At 70.0% G+C, this 18,220-nt stretch carries 17 protein-coding genes; 9 read left to right on the forward strand and 8 right to left on the reverse strand.

Features of this window, described 5'->3' with window-relative positions; genetic code table 11:
• The first annotated feature begins 53 nt into the window (after positions 1–53).
• Entirely contained in the window at positions 54–1,940 is a 1,887-nt protein-coding gene (gene cobT / locus O3139_RS14520; RefSeq protein ID WP_269514806.1) for a cobaltochelatase subunit CobT, read from the forward strand.
• On the forward strand, positions 1,937–2,878 hold the full coding sequence (locus tag O3139_RS14525) for an esterase-like activity of phytase family protein (protein ID WP_269514807.1): 942 nt from the start codon (positions 1,937–1,939) through the stop codon (positions 2,876–2,878). The genes cobT and O3139_RS14525 overlap by 4 nt, the downstream gene beginning before the upstream one ends.
• Positions 2,879–3,237: 359 nt before the next feature.
• On the opposite strand, the gene O3139_RS14530 is transcribed toward O3139_RS14525, so the two are convergent.
• Together O3139_RS14530 and O3139_RS14535 are read right to left on the reverse strand one after the other, a co-directional pair.
• Positions 3,238–3,834, reverse strand: a complete 597-nt coding sequence (locus O3139_RS14530) for a demethoxyubiquinone hydroxylase family protein (protein WP_269514808.1) — start codon at positions 3,832–3,834, stop codon at positions 3,238–3,240.
• A complete protein-coding gene (locus O3139_RS14535) occupies positions 3,812–4,342 on the reverse strand; it encodes a disulfide bond formation protein B (protein ID WP_269514809.1) in 531 nt (176 codons plus the stop codon). Before O3139_RS14535 ends, O3139_RS14530 begins: the two co-directional genes overlap by 23 nt.
• A 105-nt stretch (positions 4,343–4,447) precedes the next feature.
• On the opposite strand from O3139_RS14535, the gene recQ reads away from it, so the two are divergent.
• On the forward strand, positions 4,448–6,325 hold the full coding sequence (gene recQ / locus O3139_RS14540) for a DNA helicase RecQ (protein WP_269514810.1): 1,878 nt from the start codon (positions 4,448–4,450) through the stop codon (positions 6,323–6,325).
• On the opposite strand, the gene O3139_RS14545 is transcribed toward recQ, so the two are convergent.
• Entirely contained in the window at positions 6,322–6,870 is a 549-nt protein-coding gene (locus O3139_RS14545; RefSeq protein WP_269514811.1) for a phosphoribosyltransferase, read from the reverse strand. The genes recQ and O3139_RS14545 overlap by 4 nt on opposite strands.
• On the reverse strand, positions 6,863–7,777 hold the full coding sequence (locus O3139_RS14550) for an MJ0042-type zinc finger domain-containing protein (protein ID WP_269514812.1): 915 nt from the start codon (positions 7,775–7,777) through the stop codon (positions 6,863–6,865). The genes O3139_RS14545 and O3139_RS14550 overlap by 8 nt, the downstream gene beginning before the upstream one ends.
• 77 nt (positions 7,778–7,854) lie before the next feature.
• Here O3139_RS14550 and O3139_RS14555 point away from each other — a divergent pair, with 77 nt between their 5' ends.
• Genes O3139_RS14555 through O3139_RS14570 form a run of 4 tightly spaced genes read left to right on the forward strand, consistent with a single transcriptional unit; the run spans position 7,855 to position 10,822 of the window.
• On the forward strand, positions 7,855–8,565 hold the full coding sequence (locus O3139_RS14555; RefSeq protein ID WP_269514813.1) for a cell division ATP-binding protein FtsE: 711 nt from the start codon (positions 7,855–7,857) through the stop codon (positions 8,563–8,565).
• Positions 8,562–9,485 (forward strand): cell division protein FtsX, encoded by a 924-nt coding sequence (locus O3139_RS14560; protein ID WP_269514814.1) that lies wholly within the window; start codon positions 8,562–8,564, stop codon positions 9,483–9,485. The genes O3139_RS14555 and O3139_RS14560 overlap by 4 nt, the downstream gene beginning before the upstream one ends.
• A gap of 9 nt (positions 9,486–9,494) precedes the next feature.
• Positions 9,495–10,121 (forward strand): YdcF family protein, encoded by a 627-nt coding sequence (locus O3139_RS14565; RefSeq protein ID WP_269514815.1) that lies wholly within the window; start codon positions 9,495–9,497, stop codon positions 10,119–10,121.
• Positions 10,118–10,822, forward strand: coding sequence for a lysophospholipid acyltransferase family protein (locus O3139_RS14570; RefSeq protein WP_269514816.1), 705 nt, complete (start codon positions 10,118–10,120; stop codon positions 10,820–10,822). The genes O3139_RS14565 and O3139_RS14570 overlap by 4 nt, the downstream gene beginning before the upstream one ends.
• Before the next feature lie 55 nt (positions 10,823–10,877).
• On the opposite strand, the gene hisC is transcribed toward O3139_RS14570, so the two are convergent.
• From hisC to O3139_RS14590, 4 genes are all read right to left on the reverse strand, one after another.
• Complete coding sequence (gene hisC / locus O3139_RS14575; RefSeq protein ID WP_269514817.1) at positions 10,878–11,981, reverse strand: histidinol-phosphate transaminase; 1,104 nt, start codon at positions 11,979–11,981, stop codon at positions 10,878–10,880.
• An 8-nt stretch (positions 11,982–11,989) separates the two neighbouring features.
• Positions 11,990–12,697 carry a hypothetical protein gene (locus O3139_RS14580; protein ID WP_269514818.1) on the reverse strand — a complete coding sequence of 236 codons (708 nt, stop codon included), beginning with the start codon at positions 12,695–12,697 and terminating at the stop codon, positions 11,990–11,992.
• A gap of 19 nt (positions 12,698–12,716) precedes the next feature.
• The gene (locus O3139_RS14585; RefSeq protein ID WP_269514819.1) at positions 12,717–13,763 is read right to left on the reverse strand and encodes a DUF2125 domain-containing protein; all 1,047 of its coding nucleotides are present in this window, start codon (positions 13,761–13,763) and stop codon (positions 12,717–12,719) included.
• 649 nt (positions 13,764–14,412) lie between these two features.
• On the reverse strand, positions 14,413–17,292 hold the full coding sequence (locus O3139_RS14590) for an ATP-dependent DNA helicase (protein WP_269514820.1): 2,880 nt from the start codon (positions 17,290–17,292) through the stop codon (positions 14,413–14,415).
• A 99-nt stretch (positions 17,293–17,391) separates the two neighbouring features.
• On the opposite strand from O3139_RS14590, the gene O3139_RS14595 reads away from it, so the two are divergent.
• Together O3139_RS14595 and O3139_RS14600 are read left to right on the forward strand one after the other, a co-directional pair.
• Positions 17,392–17,631, forward strand: a complete 240-nt coding sequence (locus O3139_RS14595) for a hypothetical protein (RefSeq protein ID WP_269514821.1) — start codon at positions 17,392–17,394, stop codon at positions 17,629–17,631.
• A complete protein-coding gene (locus O3139_RS14600; protein WP_269514822.1) occupies positions 17,628–18,065 on the forward strand; it encodes a type II toxin-antitoxin system VapC family toxin in 438 nt (145 codons plus the stop codon). Before O3139_RS14595 ends, O3139_RS14600 begins: the two co-directional genes overlap by 4 nt.
• Positions 18,066–18,220 lie beyond the last annotated feature (155 nt).

The following is an 18,220-nucleotide window of genomic DNA, read 5'->3' on the forward strand; positions in this document are numbered from 1 at the left end:
GGAGGGAGAATGTCGCGCTGGCCTCGCCGCCGCCGAGCTACTAGTTACGTGCCATGCCCCCCGCCGATACCCCTGCCGAGGTCTTCAAGCGCGTGCTGGCCCATGCGGCGCGGGCCCTGGCCGAGCAGTCGGAGCTGGAGGTGGTGTTCGGATCGGACGGACCGCGCCTGATCGGCGGCGTCCTGACCCTGCCCCATCCGCCGCGCAATCCGACGGACGGCGATACCGCCAATGTCCGGGGTCAGGCCGACCGGCTTGCGCTTCGACTGGCCAACCACGATCCGGCGGTCCACGCCACCCTGCGCCCGCTCGACAGCCGCGCCGCCGAGGTGTTCGAGGCGGTCGAGCAGGCACGGATCGAGGCCCATGGCTCGGCGTCGCTGGCGGGCGTCCGCTCCAATATGAACGCAGCCCTGCTGACCCGGCTGGAGAAGATGGGCGCCTTGCGGGTCATCGAGCCCGCCCGCGTGCCGGTCGCCGAAGCCGTCGCCCTGTTGCTGCGGGAGCGGGTGACCGGCCAACGCAGCCCGGACGGAGCGGGCGCCATGCTGGACCTGGTCCGGACCGATATCGAGGCCAGGGCGGGCGCCGCGCTGGACCGGCTGGCGCTGGCGGCGGGCGATCAGGCCGCGTTCGGGGCCGCGCTGAAGGACGTGCTGCGCGACCTCGATCTGGATCCTGGCGACGGGCGGGGCGACGAGGCCAACGACGAGCCGGGCGAGGACGAACCCCCGCCGCAGCAGCCCGACCCGTCCGAGGATCAGGACGACGAGGAGGACGAGAGCGGCGGCGAAGGCGGCCAGTCGATGGACGGATCGTCCGAAGACCCCACCTCCGAACAGGATCGCGATGCCCGCCCCGACGGTTCGCCTGCGGAGCGCGACGGCGACGCCGCCGACGACGGCCCCGACGTGGCCGAAGGGGCCCTGCCGAACCGGCAGGACAATGCCGACGACGGCCGGGCGATCGACGCCTACCGCGTCTTCACCACTGCCTATGACGAGGTCATCGACGCCGCCGACCTGTGCGATCCGATGGAGCTGGAGCGCCTGCGGAGCTTGCTCGACCAGCAGCTGACCATTCTGTCCAGCGTCGTCGCCCGCCTGGCCAACAAGCTGCAGCGGCGGCTGATGGCGCAGCAGAACCGGTCGTGGGCGTTCGACCTGGAGGAGGGCGTGCTGGACACCGCCCGCCTGACCCGGATCATCACCGACCCGACCAGCCCGCTCACGTTCAAGATGGAAAGTGAAAGCCCTTTCCGGGACACCGTCGTGACGCTTTTGCTCGACAACTCGGGCTCGATGCGCGGGCGGCCGATCATGGTGGCGGCGGTGTGCGCCGACATCCTGGCGCGGACGCTGGAACGGTGCGGGGTCAAGGTCGAGATCCTGGGCTTCACCACCCGGGCCTGGAAAGGCGGACAGGCGCGCGAGGCCTGGATCACCGCCGGCAAGCCGCCGATGCCCGGCCGCCTGAACGACCTGCGCCACATCATCTACAAGGCGGCCGATGCGCCCTGGCGGCGGGCCAAGAAGAACCTTGGCCTGATGATGCGCGAAGGGTTGCTGAAAGAAAACATCGATGGCGAGGCCCTGACCTGGGCGCACGACCGGCTGAAGGCCCGGCCCGAGGCGCGCCAGATCCTGATGGTCATCTCCGACGGCTCGCCGGTCGACGATTCCACCCAGTCGGCCAATGCCGCCCTGTATCTGGACAAGCATCTGCGGGCCGTGATCGAGCGGATCGAGACCCAGAGCCCGGTCGAGCTGATCGCCATCGGCATCGGCCACGACGTCACCCGCTGGTACCGCCGCGCCGTGACCATCGTCGACGTCGAGCAGCTGGGCGGGGTCATGATCGAGAAGCTGGCCGAACTGTTCGAGGTCGCACCCAGGGACACCGGCAAGGGCGGCAGTCGGCGGATGAGGCGGGCAGCATGATGCGGGCGGCCACTCGCCTGCTGTTGGCGGCGTCCCTGACGGGGGCAGCGGCCTGCGCAGCGATCGCGACCTCCACGCCGGGCGTGCATGAGGGCCTGGACAGGCCCGTCCGCATGGAGGCCCGTCGGGTTCCGCTGGGTATCGGAGGTGCCACCCTGGCCCCCGGGGTCCGCTATGCCGGCGGGTTGATCCTGCGCGGATCCATGCTGCACGGGCTGTCGGACCTGAAGGTGGAGGGCGAGCGTGCCTGGGGGGTCAGCGACTTCGGCCAACTGGTGCGGTTCACCCTGCGTCTGGACGATCGGGGTCATCTGGCCTCCGCAGGCAGCGCGACCGTGCGTCCGCTGACCGGACCGGACGGAGCCGTCATTGCCCTCAAGTCGCTGGTGGATTCCGAGGGGCTGGCGATCCTGTCCGACGGTCGGGTCCTGATCAGTTTCGAGGGCGATCACCGCATCTGGTCCTATGGCGCGGGGGCCACCGCCGCGCCGTCGTCGGTGGCGCGCCCCGACGCGGACTTCCCCGACAACGAGGGCATGGAGGGGCTGGCGGCGGCCCCGGACGGCGGCTGGCTGGTGCTCGGCGAAGGCGGCGGGGCCTGGGTCTGTCACGCCACCTGCGCACCGCGGGGGGCCGCCCCGGTCATGCCGGCCGACGGCTTCAGGTTCACGGGAGCGGACGTCGACCCGGCCGGGGGCTGGTTCGTGGTCGAGCGCTACTACAGCCCGCCGGTCGACATGCGGGTTCGCGTCCGCCGATTGTCAGCGGACGGCGTGCTGTCCGATCCGGTCATCCAGCTGCGCCCGCCGGCCTCGATCGACAATTTCGAAGGGATTGCGGCGGTCGCGACGACGACCGGGACGCGGCTGTATCTGCTCAGCGACGACAACGCCAATGCGCTGCAAAAGACGCTGCTGCTGGCCTTCGACGTGGATTAGATCGCCGACTTTCGAGTCTCAGTTGCCCAGCTCACGTTCGCGATTCATCGGCGCGCCCTGAAGCGACTCGTCGCCTATGCGTGCCCCGTTCTGAATCTGACTGTGCGTGCGGCAGACGCGGGTCGGAAGGCGACGCCGCCTGGTGGTCTCATCCCGGCAAACGACTATGTCGTCCGCCACTAGTCTCGTGAATGGTCTCGACTGCTCCAGAGTGGGCGCGGGGCCTACGACAGTCTGGGGAGGAGCGGCAAGCGCCAGAGAGGCAAGAAACGACGCGATAATCATGGTGACACCCGAAGTTTTCATTGACGACGGTTCGATGAAGACACGTTCTCCACGTTGTCTCAAGCCCGTACGCGTCAGATTCGCTCGCTGACCTTGATCGCCACCCGGCAGCCCGCCTTGATCACGGCGCTCAGCAACCAGTAGCCGGGAGCCTCGCGGCTGCCGTGTTCGATGGCGTGATCGTGGTGATCCAGTTCCTCTTCGCGGAACTGGGTCAGTTCGGCGGCAAGCTCCGGCTCGCGTTCGGACAGTTCGGCGATCTGGTCGGCATAGTGCTGTTCGATCACGCTCTCGACCGCCTCGGTGCAGGCGTGGGCGGCCTTCTCGCCCATCAGGGCGGTAACGGTGCCGAGGCCCGTGGCGGCCATGGACCACAGGGGCAGCAGGGCCGTGGGGGCGACCCGGTGTTCGGTCAGCAGGTCATCGAAGCGCGCCTTGTGCACCGCCTCGCCGGCCTGCATGGCCTCCATGTCGGCGGTCAGGGCCCCCTTGCCGGGGGCGTTGCGGAACACCGCCGCCTGGGCTTCGTAGATCCTGACGGCACCGTATTCGCCGGCGTGATCGACGCGCAGGATCTCGGCCAGACGACGGCGGGTCTCTCCCCGACCCGGACGGGCCAGCGGGATGCCCGGGGCGTAACCCTGGGGATCAGTGTTTCGGGGCTCTGGCATCCTTGGGCCTTTTCGCGGAAAGCAGGCTGAACACCGCCAATGCGGCGGAGATCAGCGCATTCCATCCTGCCATGGACACGCCCAGGAAGCTCCACGCCACCGCGTCGCACATGGCGATGCGGGTCGGCTCGCCAACGCCGAGCGCCAGCGAGGTCAGGCTCTCCAGATCGGCCACGCCACCGCCGACGCAGGTCGCGGGCAGGCTCCACCACTTCAGCTCGCCCCCGGCATGGAAGCCGGCCGTGATCGCCCCGGTCGTGAAGACGGCGAACAGAAGGAAGGCGGCGATGCGCGGGGTGCCGCGGCGCGCCTGGCTGATGACCGCCCAGGCCGTGGCGATCAGGGCGACGGCAACCGCACCCCAGTAGACCTCGCGCTGCTTGAGGCAGAGGTTGCAGGGGCTGAGGCCCGCAAACCGCTCGAACGCGTGGGCGGCCCCCAGCATGGCGAGGGAGATGGCCAGGGCGAAGGCGGTCCACCAGCGGGTCAGGAGACGATAGGCGCTCATGGCGGGAACTCTAGACGCGCCAAGCGTCGCCGTCGATGCATGAGGCGGTCGCGCGATGCACGACCGACGGATGACAGCGCGGAGGGCATCGGGCACAACCCGCCCATGCTGTCCGACTCACCGCCTTCGATGCCCGGCCTCGACGCCGCGCGGCAGACGCTGGAGCGGGTCTGGGGCCATACGGACTTCCGGGGACTTCAGGCCCGGGTCGTCACCGAGATCATGGCCGGGCGCGACGTGCTGGCCGTACTGCCGACCGGCGGGGGCAAGAGCGTCTGTTACCAGATCCCCGCGATCCTGCGTCCGGGTCTGGGCCTGGTCATCTCGCCTCTGATCGCCCTGATGACCGATCAGGTCGAGGCGCTGAAGCAGCAGGGTGTGGCCGCCGCACGGCTGGATTCGGGGCTGTCGCTGGACGAACGATCCGCCGTGCTGCGCGGGGCAAGGTCCGGCGAGCTGGACCTGCTCTATGTCTCGCCCGAGGGCCTGGCGTCGGGCGCGCTGCTGGGTCAGCTGCGCGACCTGCCGCTGTCGCTGATCGCCATCGATGAAGCCCACTGCGTGTCCCAGTGGGGCCATGACTTCCGCCCCGACTACCGGACCCTGGGGCGACTGTCGGAGTTCTTCCCCGGTGTGCCGCGCATCGCCGTGACCGCCACGGCCGATGCCAGGACGCGCGACGACATCCTGGCCTCGCTGCACCTGGAAGGGGCCGCCGTCTTCGTCGACAGCTTCGCCCGCCCGAACCTGCAGCTGTCCGCGGTGCGCAAGGAGAGCGCCTCGCGCGCCCGGACCGATGCCCATGTGATCGAACTGGTGCGCGCCCGCAGGAACCAGTCCGGCGTGGTCTATTGCGGCAGCCGCGACGGCTGCGAGCGCGTGGCCGACGCCCTGACATCGGCCGGGACCAACGCCATCGCCTACCATGCCGGGATGCCGGGCGCAGAGCGGGACCGGCGGCTGGAGCGGTTCCTGGCCGAGGACGGGGCCGTGATGGTGGCGACCATCGCCTTCGGCATGGGGGTGGACAAGGCCGACGTCCGCTTCGTCATCCACGCCGATCCGCCGGGGTCGCTGGAGGCCTACTGGCAGGAGATCGGGCGGGCCGGACGCGATGGCGAACCGGCCGAGGGGATCACCCTGTATGGCCCCTCCGACATCGCCTGGACCCTCCGCCGGCTGGAGACCCGCCCGATGGCCGAGGAGGTCAAGGCGGTCCAGACCCGAAAGGCCCGCCAGCTGTTCGCCATGCTGGACGGCGCGACCTGCCGCCCGCAGGCTGTGCGCCGCTATTTCGGGGAGACGGACGCCGGGCCGTGCGGAATCTGTGATGTCTGCGCCGATCCCCCCGCCCTCTATGACGCGACCGTCCCCGCCCAGAAGGCACTGGCGGCGGTGCAGCGGCTGGGCGGCCGCTTCGGACGCGGCCGGATCGTCGATCACCTTATGGGCAAGACCCGGGACGTCCAGCCGTGGGAGAGCGACCTGTCGACCTGGGGCATCGGCAAGGACATCGCCCCGTCCGGCTGGCGCGACATCGTCGATCACCTGCTGTTCGAGGGCCTGCTGCTGGAGGACCCCAACGACGGCAAGCCGCTGGTCGGTCTGGGCGATGCGGAGGCCGTGCGCGCCGTCTATCGCGGAGAGCGGGCCATCGAGGTCCGGCGCACGCCACCGGGCTTCGATGCGTCGACGCGCTCGGGTAATCCGAGGACCCGCACGCGCAACGACCGCAACGCCGCCGTCGAGGCCCTGGATGCCGACGTCCGCGCCCGGTTCGAGACGCTGCGGGCATGGCGCCGGGACCGCGCGGCCGAACAGCATGTGCCGCCCTATGTGATCTTCCAGGACCGGACGCTGCTGGAGATCGCCCAGCGCGAACCCGGGTCGCTGGAGGCCCTGGCCGCGATCTCGGGCGTGGGACAGACCAAGATCGATCGCTATGGCAAGGGCGTTCTGGAAGCCCTGACCGGCGTCATCTAGTCCATCGCGCAGATGTCGGGCAGACCGCGCAGGGCTCCGGCCTTGTCCAGACCGTATCCGACCAGGAACCGGTTCGGGGCCTCCCAGCCGACGAAGTCGGGCTCGGGCGCACGCGGCAGGGGCCAGGGCTTGCGGGCGAAGACGCAGGTCAGGACCTCGGACGCGCCGGCGTCGCGGGCGATGCGGACAGCCTCGGCCAGGGACAGGCCGGTGTCGAACACGTCATCCAGGATCAGGACCCTGCGCCCCTGAAGCGATCGCTGGAACGGAGCATGGACGTCGATCCGGCCACGGCTGGTCTTTTCGTCGCCATAGGACGCCAGCCACAGGGCGTCGAAGCGGACGTTGCGACCGACGCGCGACAGGGCCCGCGTCAGATCGGCGGCGAACCAAAGGCCGCCGGTCAGAAGGACGGCCGCGACGGTCTCGTCATCCACGACGGGGGCGATCCGGTCCGCCAGGTCGGCGACGACCCGCGCGATATCGGCTTCGGACAGGAGGACCTGGGGCACCAAATCCTCGGACGTCTTCAGAAGGTCAGCCATGCGAGGCGGATACCGCCTCGGCCCCATGCGTGTCCACGGCGTCGTGGTGTTGTTCGACTGCCGGTGCCGCATCGACCGGATCGGCGTGAGACGTCGGGGCCGCGTCGATCCTTGCGGGACGAAGGCCGTGTTCGTCCGGCGTCGGCAGCGGTCGCGCATGGGGGGCGGGTCCGTGGCTTGCCTTGGTCGGCGTGTCCTCGCCATGGGGGACCGGTTCGGAGCCCACGAAGGCCACGCTGACATCGACGCCATGCGCGCCCGGATCGCGAATCAGGGCGGCGAAGCCCTGGACCCCGCCGGGCAGAACGGGGGCTTCGTCCAGCTCGACAACCGCATGGCCGATCTCGGCCCCATGGTCGTCCAGCAGGGCGACGCGGACGGCGGGGGCCACGATTTCCTTGTCGCGAACGTTGCGCAGCGCGCCGGACACCACGACCGTGTCCGGGCGGTTCGGCAGGGCCCTGGCCGTCACAGCCTCGAACTCCAGCCCCACCGCGTTCACCGGCGCGCCGACCATGGCATAGGCGGCGGCAGCGCGCGGATACATCTGGACCACATCGACGCGGAACAGCCAGCCGGCCCCGATCAGGCCGACAAACAGACTGGCCAGGCCCGCCCAGACGACCCCGTGGGTGGCGGCCCGGCGCAGACGGCGTTGCTGTTCGGCGCGGGCCCGAAAGGCCTTGGGCAATTCGGGGGCGGGCGTCTCGGGCGCGACAGCGGGGGCTTCATCGACGCCAGGGGCCTCGGCCTGGGCCGGGGTCTCGGCGGTCAGGTCCAGGGGCTCTTCGCTGGTCGCCAGCCAGACGTGCGCGCAGGACTGGCAGCGGACCTTGCGTCCGGCGGGCGGGATGGCGCCATCGGGCGCGAAATAGCTGGTGGCGCAGGACGGGCAGGTCAGTATCATGGCCGTGCCTTACGAGGCTGTTCGCGCAGCCCCCTCCCTGTCGGAGCGCGACGCGCCCCTGTTCCTGAATAGAATCGATGCCTCGTTCGCCCCGTCGCGCCGCCGATCCTGCGCCTTCACCCGAGACGGTCCGCCTGTCGGCGGTCGGCTTCGGCTATGCGGACAGGCCCGACGTGCTTCGGGACGTTAACCTCATTTTGCCCCGCGGCTCTTTCCACTTCCTTACCGGCGCATCGGGGGCGGGTAAGTCGTCGCTGCTGAAGCTGCTGACCCTCGCCGAACCGCCGACATCCGGCCGAATCGCTCTGTTCGGCGACGAGTTGAGCCAGATCGCGCGCCGCGACCGTCCGGCCTATCGTCGGCGAATGGGGGTGGTGTTTCAGGACTTCCGCCTTCTGGATCACCTGAGTGTCTTCGACAACGTCGCCCTGCCGCTGCGGCTGCGGGGTCGAAAGGCCGCGGACTATGCCGGGGACGTGGCCGAAATGCTGGAATGGGTCGGGCTGTCCGACCGTGCTGAAGGCCTGCCCGGTGCCCTGTCGGGCGGCGAGAAACAGCGGCTGGCCATCGCGCGGGCCGTCATGGCGGGACCGGAGCTGATCCTGGCCGACGAACCGACCGGAAGCGTCGATGGCGCGATGGCCGAGCGGCTGCTGAAGCTGTTCCAGGCGATGAACCGGATGGGCACGACCATATTGATCGCCAGCCACGACGAGGCCCTGGCGCGCCTGTCGGGGGCGCGGCGGCTGAGGTTGGCCGATGGGCGGGTGACGGCGGTGAAGCCATGATCCGCTGGTCCACCCTGTTCGGGCCGAAGGCAGCGCCGAAACCGGTGCGGCCCGAAAGCGGCCTCCTGCCCCGCGACCCCGGAGGTGAGCGGTCGCTCGGCGCGCTGATCGCGGTGCTGTGTTTCCTGGCCTGCCTCGCCGCCGTAGGAACCCTGGCGGCGGACCGCGCGTCCCACGGGTGGGCGCGGGCCCTTCGTGCCGAGGCGACCGTGCAGGTCCGTCCCCGCGTGGGCGAGACGGGCCCGGCCGCGGCGGCCCGTGCGGCCGAGACCCTGGCCGGCATCGACGGGGTCGATGAAGCCGAGGCCATGGACCGCGAGACGGCCGAGATTCTGCTGCGACCGTGGATGGGGGAGGCGGTGCTGGACGACCTGCCCATCCCCTTCCTGGTCACCGTGAGGCTGGAGGCGTCCGCCCCCGCCAGCGCCCTGAGCCTCAGCCGGGCCCTGGCCGAGGCCGGCATCGACGCCACGGTGGACGACCACAGCCTGTGGCGGGGCGAGGTCGAGCGGTCGGCGGGCGTGATCTCGCTGCTGGCCCTCGCGGCGTTTCTGGCCACGGCTTTCGCGGCGGGAGCGGCCATCGCCTATGCGACCCGGGCAGGTCTGGACGCACGGCGGGAGGTGATCGAGACGCTCAGCCTGTCGGGCGCGACCGACGCCGACATCGTCTGGCTGTTCCAGCGCAGGTTCGCCCTGCTGGCCGGGGCCGCAGGGGCGGTCGGCGCGACCGTCGCCATCCTGCTGATCGGGAGTTTGCGCGCGCTGGGCGGAGACGCCGGCCTGACCCCCGCCCTGCCGCTGGCCTGGAGCGACGTGATCCTGCTGACCTGTTGCCCAATTGTCGCCGCTACGGTGGCGCTTGTTTCGGCATGGCTCGCGGCCGTTGCGGCTCTTGGCGGGCGGGCACGCCCTGACTAGACATGAACCATGAAGTTTCTGGCGCTTCTCGGGATCGTCGGTCTGATCTGGCTGGTGGGGCTGTTCGCCTTCGCTGACCGGGTGCGCAATCTGACGCCTGCGCCCGAGCCTGATCGCGCCGACGGCATCGTGGCCCTGACCGGTCCCTCGGCCGAGCGGGTCAATGCCGCGGTTCGGTTGCTGGAGCAGGACAAGGGCGAGCGGGTGCTGATTTCCGGCGTCAACCGCGAGGTCCGCAGGCAGGAGCTGAACGCCCTGACGCCCGGCTCCACCCGCCTGTTCAACTGCTGCGTCGACCTGGGCTTCGAGGCCGAGGACACCGGCGGCAACGCCCAGGAGATCGCCGCCTGGGCCGCGTCCAAGAACTACACGTCGCTGATCGTGGTGACCTCGGACTATCACATGCCGCGCTCGCTGCTGGAGATTCGAAGCGCCGCGCCGGATCTGAAGCTGACGCCCTATGCCGTGTCGACCCCTTCGCTGGACAACTCGCGCTGGTGGCGGGCGGCGGTGACGGCGCGGCGCATGACGCTGGAATACATGAAATATCTGGCCGTCCTGGCGCGTGAGGCCTTGCACAAGGTGATCGGCCATAACGAACGGCCCGCGACACCGAAAGAGGCACCCGCATCTTGATCGCCCTGCGTTCCCTCGTCTTCGTGGCCTGGCTGTATCTGTCCCTGGCGCTGTTCGCGGTCGGCATGTCGCCGGCGCTGATCCTGCCCCATCGATTCGCCCTGGGCGTGGTCAAGGCCTGGGCCCGGTTCGTGCTGTTCGGCCTGCGCTGGATCGCAGGCGTCCGCGTCGAGTTCCGGGGGCTGGAGCATCGCCCGATCGGACGGGCGCTGGTGGCCTGCAAGCACCAGGGCATGCTGGACATCATCATCCCCTTCGTCGTGCTGGACGATCCCTGCATCATCACCAAGAAGGAGCTGATGATCCTGCCCTTCTTCGGCTGGTTCGCGTGGAAGACGAAGATGATCTCCGTCGATCGCTCGGCCGCGTCCAGGGCGCTGCGCGACATGGTCAAACAGGCCCGCGACCGTGTCGCCGAGGGCCGCCAGATCTGGATCTTCCCCGAAGGCACCCGGGCGCCGGTCGGCTCGGTTCCCGACTACAAGCCGGGCGTCGCGGCCCTGTATCGCGACATCGGCAGCCCCTGCTGGCCCGTGGCGACCAATGCCGGGGTCCACTGGCCCGCCCACGGCTTTCGCCGCTATCCCGGCACCGTGGTCTATGAGTTCCTGCCCCCCATCGAGGCGGACCTGAAGCGCGCCGTCTTCATGGCCGAGCTCGAGCGGCGCATCGAGACGGCGTCGAACGCATTGCTGGACTGACACCTCCCACAACAACGCTCAGGCAGCGGGGAATCGCGTTCCCCGCATCAGCGCCCTACGACCCTGCCGCAAACTCGCTGAGGGCGTCGATGACCGCCCGGTTCTGGTCCTCGGTGCCGACGGTGATGCGCAGGCCGTTGTCGATGCCATAGCCGCCGACGGCGCGGACAATGATGCCCTTTGAGTTGAGCAGGTCGTTGGCGGCCGCCGCCGTGCGCTTCGGGTCGGGGAACAGCACCAGAATGAAGTTGCCCGCGCTGGGCAGGACCTCGAAGCCGAAGCCGCGGATGGCCTGGGTCAGGCGGGGCCGCCAGGTCTGGACCAGCTCGCGCGACGCCTTCTGGTGCGCCTCGTCGGCGATAGCGGCGGTGGCGGCGTCGAGCCCGGGCACCGAGACGTTGAACGGCAGGCGGATGCGGTCGATGGCCTCGGCCACCGCCAGGGGCGCATAGCCGAAGCCGATGCGCAGGCCGCCGAGACCATGGATCTTCGAGAAGGTCCGGGTCACCACGATGTTGGACGCATCGCGGGCGAGGCCGAAGCTGGTCTCCCAGTCCGGCTCGACCACGAACTCGGCATAGGCCTCGTCCACCACCAGCAGGATGTGGGACGGCAGGGCCTCGTGCAGGCGGCGGATTTCCTCGGCCGCATTGTAGCTGCCGGTCGGGTTCGAGGGGTTGGAGACGTAGACGATCTTCGTCCGGTCATCGACCTGTTCCAGCAGGGCGTCGACCTCGGCCTTGTAGCCGGGTTCGGGGGCCAGCTTGACCTGGGCTTCGCAGCCCAGGGCGCTGATCCGGTAGGCGAGGAAGCCGTACTGGCCGGTGACGATGTTGTCGCCGGGCGACAGATAGGTCTGGTTCAGGAGGGCGAAGACCTCGTCCGAGCCATTGCCGAAAATCAGCCGGTCGGGCTCCAGACCGTGGTGATCGGCCACCGCCGTCCGCAGCTTTCCGGCGCGACCGTCCGGGTACAGATGGATGGACTTCAGCGCCGCCTCATAGGCCGCGCGGGCCCTGGGGCCTGCGCCCAGCGCATTCTCGTTGGACGACAGCTTCATCGGTTCGGCGATGCCAGCCAGGGTCGACTTGCCGCCGACATAGGGGGCGATGTCGAGGATGCCGGGCTTGGGAGCGGGAGCCGTCGTTGCGTCGGTCATGCGGAGTCTCAGAACAGGGGGGCGGCGCCGATCACGCCCTTCAGGGCGCCGGGGGCTGCCGAAAGCCGCCCGTCTTCGGCCTGCACATAGCCCGCCAGCATGAACAGCTTCAACCCGCCTGCGGAGGCCAGCGGCCGGGCGACGAAGCCGCAAGACGCCAGGGCCTCCACGATCCGGGCCTCGGGAAGGCGGGCATCGGTGACCCAGAAGGTGCGATCGTCCCCCGTCGGGCCGGTCGGGGCGGCGGCAACCCTGAGCGCGGCGGGCAGGCCGTGGCGGTCATCGGGCAGTGCGGCGATGACGCGGAGTTCCGGACGGGCCAGCAACCGGCCCCACCAGGGGCGGGCCGAGGCGACATCGATCAGGGCATGGGCCCCGGTTACGACCTGGACGAGGGCGGCGTCGGGGTCGGTGACGGCCCGGCCCGACAGGCCGAACCGGTCGGCGGCCAGCAGCTGGGCGGCGGGTCCGGCGACGACGAGGGATAGACCGGCATGGGCCTCGATCCGGCCCCACAGGGCGCGCAGCATGGCGGCCTGATGGACGTCGTCGGCCTCGGCCAGCAGGGCGCGCAGGGCCAGGGTCGATTCGTCGGGGGAGGCCGCCTCGCCCGCCGCCAGCCGCGCGGTCAGGGCCTCGATCAGGGCATGATCCAGCTTCAGCCGGTCGGTGTCGACGCGGGGTTCGTCCAGCAGGGCGCCGTGCTTTCGGGCCATGGCTTCCCCCTCCCCCCGATCAAAACAGCTTGGGCGCCGGGGCCAGGGCGAAGGGGCCCAGGAAGGTGCGGCCATCGCGGAAGACCAGCGACAGGTTGACGTCCTCATGGCCCTGAACGGCGGCAGCGGCCGTCGCCCCGGCGGCCCCCGCCCGGTTGACGGCCCCCGAGCCCGATCCGGCCAGGCCGGCAATGGCGGCCATGGGTTGTCTGGCCTGGAGCGCGACGGTGCCCTGAAGCCGCCCGTCCGGCGTGGCCGACAGGACGTCGCTGGACAGGGTGGCGCGGCTGTCGCCGGCCGACAGCTCGCCCCGCACGGCGGTGAAGCGGCCGCCTGCCCGGGTCCAGGCCGAGAAGATGCCGGCGGCATCCGCGCCCTGCAGCCGGTTGGCGTCCTCGACCACCGTCTCGATCTGGGCGGTCAGCTTGCCGTTGCGCGCCATGCCCTGAACCGGCCCACCCGGGCGACCTTCGGCATCGATCAGGCGGAACAGGACGTCGACGCTGTTCTCGACCCCCGGTGTGGTCGAGGGGGCCAGATGGGGCCGCAGATAGAATTCGATCCTTTCCGCGCGCGAGATGGGGAAGGCCTCGGCCCCCGGATGCACGGTGAAGACCGGCTGCTGCAGTTCGACCGCCAGATTGGGCCATCGCTGGGTCAGGCCGTGGACGCTGGCGCGGATATAGCGCCCCCCGATCGCCACCTTGCCCTTGCCCGCGCGGTCGATCACCAGACCGTCGTCGGCGGCGATCACCCATTTGTCCGGGTTCCAGGCATTGGCCTCGGCCGCCAGTTGCGGTGCCGCCAGGGCATGGCCGGAGGGCGCGGTGACCGAGACATTCCCGGCCTCCAGCCGGACCCGGAACGGCCAGCCCGACGTGCCCAGCCCGGTATAGGCCACGGTCCAGCCCGCGCCCCGCATGGCCTCGACCTGCTGATCCAGCTGGCTGCGGACCTGGCCGGCCAGGACGAACCACCAGACCGACCAGACGCCGAGCGCGATCAGGAACAGGCCGATCGGCGCGAACAGGCCGGAGCGTTTGTGTCGGGAAGCGGCGTCGGTCATTCGGGCCTTTTTCGGGGGCGGAGAAGGGGGAACCGGGTCACGCGAACTGAAAAACACCGTCCGGATCGTCCGCCCCGGATGGACGCGAAGGCGGGCGGATATGGGGCGGCTCGGGCGCGGGTGCAAGCGCGGTCGGCAACTGCCGCGAAAACGCACGCCGCCATCAGCTATCGGCCACTAGCAGCGGATATGTCCGCTCTGGGTCGGGAGCGGCCAATCTCACCGGGCCTGATAGCGAACGCCTTCAGGGGCCGATTGAGGGTGGGAAGCGGTCGCTCGATCAGTTGAAGGGCCGCCCGGCGTCTTGCTCATAGTCGTAGACGCTCCATGGCTCGGGCAGACCGGGCAGACCGGTCTCGAAACAAGCGATGTGACACCACCATGTCTTCGTGACTTCGCTTCGCGTGCCTACAGTCAAGTAGGTTGGGTCTGCACCCGCGTAGTCGAGTTTTCCGCAGAAGCAGCAAGGCGTGATCGGGTGAGGTTCATCGCTCATTCAGGCAATCTGCCGGGTCGGGCAAATGTCCGCAATGGGTCGAACAGCGACAAAAGCATTCGGTCGGAAAGCAGGCATCGCTGACCGGCGCTGAGCCTAACCCCTCATCCGCGCGTCACGGAACCTGGCGTGAAAAAAAACGCTTCCCTCTCCCTATGGGAGAGGGTTCAGAAATCCCCGCGTCACCTCGATCGCCTCGACCAGGCTCATGCGCTGGACCTCCGTGCCGGGCGGAAGCGCCGCGAACAGGCGGGTGGGGGTGGCGGCGTCGAGCATGACGAAGACGCCCCGGTCGTCGGCGCGGCGGATCAGGCGGCCGAAGGCCTGGGCGATGCGGGCGCGGGCGAGGGCGTCGTCGTAGCCCCGCCCCTTGTCTGAAAGGCCGCCGAATTTCTCGCGGCGGGCCTTGTGCAGCAGGTCGGGGCGCGGCCACGGGACGCGGTCGAAGGCGAGCAGGCGGAGCGACCGGCCGGGCACGTCGACGCCATCCCGGACGGCGTCGGTGCCCAGCAGGCAGCTGTCCTGTTCGGCGCGGAAGATGTCGACGAGCGCCCCCACCTCCAGCGGATCGACGTGCTGGGCATAGAGTGGGATCTGGGCCCTGGCCAGATCGGGCCCGAGCCGTTCGTAGACCGCCTTTAGCCGGCGGATGGCGGTGAAGAGGCCCAGCCCCCCGCCCCCGGCGGCGAGGAACAGCTCGCGCATCGCGGCCGCCGTCTGGCGCGGATCGTCCCTGGCCACATCGCCGACGACGATGACCCGGCTGTTGGAGGCATAGTCGAACGGGCTCTCGGCCTTCAGCGTCCGGGCCGGTTCGATCAGGCGGGCGGCCCCGGTGCGCATCCGGGCCATGCCGAACAGGTCGCCGCCCGAGGCCTCCGCGATCGGATCGGACAGGGTGGCGGAGGTCACCAGCACGCCGTGGGCGGGGAGGATCACGGCGGCCTCCAGCGGCACGGTCGGGTCGATCCAGTGACGGCGCAGGGCCACGTCGTGGATGCGGCCGAAGGCGGTCTCGACCGACAGCCAGTCGACGAAGTCCGGGTCCGGTTCGTCGCCACCGTCCTGCAGCGCCGCCAGCATCGAACGCCAGCCGGGCAGGGTCATGCGGGCGCGACGGTCCAGACCGCGCAGCGCCCCTTCGATCCGGGCGCGGGCGGAGCCGTCCAGCTCGGCCGCCTCGTCGTCGAGGATGTCTTCCAGATGGCGGGCGAGGGCCAGCAGGGGCGCCTCGACCGCGGCGATGGCCTGGGCAGCCTTTCGCGCCGTCTCCAGCAGGGGCTCGGTGGCCGGACGGACGGCGCATTCGGTGCCGAACTCGGAGGATGCGGACGCGGCGGCCTCCGAGGTACGGGCGCGGATCTGTTCCAGGGCAGCCATCAGGAACTGTTCGATCGGCCCGACCGGATTGACCTCGCCCGAGGGGGGCGCGATCCGGCCGGAGATGCCTTCGCCCGGCAGGGCGGCGGCGGCGCGGATGGCGTCCTGAAGCGCCTTGGCGGCGGCCTCGTTGTCGGCACACAGGTCGCCCAGCCGCTGTTCCAGACCACGACCGCGACGACCCCGCCCTTCCGGTCCCCGGATCCAGCGGCGCAGTTCGGCCGCCTCCTGACCCGACAGACAGGCGGAAAAGGCCGAGTCGGCTGCGTCGAACAGGTGGTGACCCTCGTCGAAGACGATCCGCTTCAGGGCGGCGGTCTCTCCGTCCTGTTTCAGGCCGCGCGCGGAGCGGGCCCCGTCGAAGGCGGCCTGGGTCATGACCAGGGCGTGGTTGGCGACGACCAGATCGGCCCGGCGGCTGGCGCGGATGGTCTTTTCGACGAAACAGGTGCGGTAGTGGGGGCAGGCCGCATGGACGCATTCGCCGCGCCGGTCGACGAGGTTGCCGGCAGAGGCCTGCTGGCCGGCAGCCGTCGCGAACAGGCCGGGCAGCCAGCCGGGGAAGTCGCCGCCGGTCATGTCGCCATCGCGGGTCTGCATCGCCCAGCGGCTGGTCAAGGCCAGGCCGATCAGGTCGCCATTGCCCAGCTGGGCCGCCTGGACCATGTCCTGCAGGTTCAGCAGACAGAGGTAGTTCTCGCGGCCCTTCCTGACCACGGTCTTCCTCTTGCGCTCCGCCGGATCGGGCCACAGGGCCGCGCTCTCGCGGTCGATCTGGCGCTGCAGCGCGCGGGTGTAGGTCGAGACCCAGGCCGCGCCCTGGTTGCGCTCGGCCCACAGCGAGGCGGCGGCCAGATAGCCGAGCGTCTTGCCCGTCCCGGTGCCCGCCTCGGCCAGCAGCATCCGGGGCCGACCCTCCTCGTTGCGGGGCGAGAAGGCATAGGCGGCCTCGGCGGCATAGTCCGACTGGGTCGGCCGGGTTTCGTCGAGGCCGGAGGCCTGCAGCAGCTTCTCCAGCCGGATGCGGGCGGATTCGGAATCGACCGGGGCGGACCCCGCCTCCCCGCGCGGAGCCTCGTCCTCCCATTCCGGAAGCCGGGACCAGGCGTCGAGGCCGGAGCCGCGATACTGGCGCGGACGCAGCGGCCCGGCCTGGAGGGCACCGGTGACGCGTTCGGCCCAGGCCCAGCCTGCACGCCCCAGCGTCTCGGCCAGGGTGAAGGCGTCCTCGCGATGCGGGTATGCCGGATCGGCGAGCTCCCGCAGCAGCGCCCCGGCGGCGTCGCGCAGGGCGGCGGCCTGGGCCTCGGCTCCTCGGGGCTCCGCCATGCCAAGCGCCAGGGCCAGACCGCTCGGCGACGGCGCACAGAAGGTGGCAGGGCGGACGAAGGCCCACAGCTCCAGCACATCCAGCAGGTCGGGGGATCGCGCCGGGGGGGACAGGCCCAGCCTGCGCGCCGTGAGGCTGGCATGGGCGACCAGCACCGGCCCGCCCATGAACACCCCCTCGGCCGCACCGCGCCCGATCTTCCTCGCCCCCTCGTCGTCGCAGATCGCCCCCGCGCCGGGTGGGACGGCGAGCGCGGCCGGTAGAACCAGCCATGGCTCGGCACCGGTGAGGCTACGGCTCGAAATGACGGATTCGTCGGACACGGTCGATAGATAGCGACTCGCGCCGCGAAACGGAACGGGAACATCTGGTCTGTTGAAGCTGTACGCTCTATAAGATCGATGCGATCACAGGAGGTCTTCGTGAACGAGCACATCTCCAAACAAGCCTGGTTGATCGATTTGGCGACCCAGGTCGAGGCCGACGGCCCGCAGGTGCTGGAGGTCGAGGGCCATGAGTCCCTGACTATTCTACCGACGACGACCTTCGAGAAGATGGCCGCGCGTCAGCCCAGCCTTCTGGAGGTGCTGATGGACGGTCCGGATTGGTCGGAGCTCGACTTGACCCGTGACGATCGGCCGGCGCGAGATATCGAACTTTGAGCTTCCTGCTCGATACGAATGCGATCAGTGAATCCTCACGTCTTTCGCCAAATCCGGGCTTCGCCGCCTGGCTTGAGGCTTTCGGGAAGCCGGAAAGCCGGGAGGGTCGGGTCAGCATCAGTGTTCTGACCATTGCCGAACTTAGGCGCGGCATCCTGCGTCGGAAAGCGAGGCGCGACCCGATCGAGCGCTGGTCGGCGTTCCTGGAGGCCGTGCTGCAGACCTACGGCTCCAACATCCTGCCGGTGACGCTGAATGTCGCCAGCCGATGGGCGATCTTGGCCGAAACCAATCGCGCCAATGGCGTCTCGGTCGGAGTGATCGACGAGATGCTGGCGGCCACAGCGCTTGTCCACGACCTGACCGTCGTCACCCGCAATGTCCGCCATTTCGAACACAGCGGCTGTAAACTGCTGTCGCCGTGGAGCGAATGATGCGCAAGGCCAAGCGCATTGACCCGCCCACGGCACCTGGACTTCCGATCACGGTCGCTGTGCCCGCCTGGTGGATGCGCACCGGCCAGTTCGGTGCGCAGCATGCTTGCCTCGATTCGGGCGGTCACCGGGGCAGCGGCGAACCGTGCCGGTTC

Source organism: Brevundimonas subvibrioides (assembly GCF_027271155.1).
Lineage (GTDB): Bacteria > Pseudomonadota > Alphaproteobacteria > Caulobacterales > Caulobacteraceae > Brevundimonas > Brevundimonas subvibrioides_D.

Excerpts from the sequence above, each read along its gene's own strand:
- cobT (WP_269514806.1), top strand. The coding sequence starts at position 54 with ATGCCCCCCGCCGATACCCCTGCCGAGGTCTTCAAGCGCGTGCTGGCC.
- O3139_RS14525 (WP_269514807.1), top strand. The coding sequence starts at position 1,937 with ATGATGCGGGCGGCCACTCGCCTGCTGTTGGCGGCGTCCCTGACGGGG.
- O3139_RS14530 (WP_269514808.1), bottom strand. The coding sequence starts at position 3,834 with ATGCCAGAGCCCCGAAACACTGATCCCCAGGGTTACGCCCCGGGCATC.
- O3139_RS14535 (WP_269514809.1), bottom strand. The coding sequence starts at position 4,342 with ATGAGCGCCTATCGTCTCCTGACCCGCTGGTGGACCGCCTTCGCCCTG.
- recQ (WP_269514810.1), top strand. The coding sequence starts at position 4,448 with ATGCTGTCCGACTCACCGCCTTCGATGCCCGGCCTCGACGCCGCGCGG.
- O3139_RS14545 (WP_269514811.1), bottom strand. The coding sequence starts at position 6,870 with ATGGCTGACCTTCTGAAGACGTCCGAGGATTTGGTGCCCCAGGTCCTC.
- O3139_RS14550 (WP_269514812.1), bottom strand. The coding sequence starts at position 7,777 with ATGATACTGACCTGCCCGTCCTGCGCCACCAGCTATTTCGCGCCCGAT.
- O3139_RS14555 (WP_269514813.1), top strand. The coding sequence starts at position 7,855 with ATGCCTCGTTCGCCCCGTCGCGCCGCCGATCCTGCGCCTTCACCCGAG.
- O3139_RS14560 (WP_269514814.1), top strand. The coding sequence starts at position 8,562 with ATGATCCGCTGGTCCACCCTGTTCGGGCCGAAGGCAGCGCCGAAACCG.
- O3139_RS14565 (WP_269514815.1), top strand. The coding sequence starts at position 9,495 with ATGAAGTTTCTGGCGCTTCTCGGGATCGTCGGTCTGATCTGGCTGGTG.
- hisC (WP_269514817.1), bottom strand. The coding sequence starts at position 11,981 with ATGACCGACGCAACGACGGCTCCCGCTCCCAAGCCCGGCATCCTCGAC.
- O3139_RS14580 (WP_269514818.1), bottom strand. The coding sequence starts at position 12,697 with ATGGCCCGAAAGCACGGCGCCCTGCTGGACGAACCCCGCGTCGACACC.
- O3139_RS14585 (WP_269514819.1), bottom strand. The coding sequence starts at position 13,763 with ATGACCGACGCCGCTTCCCGACACAAACGCTCCGGCCTGTTCGCGCCG.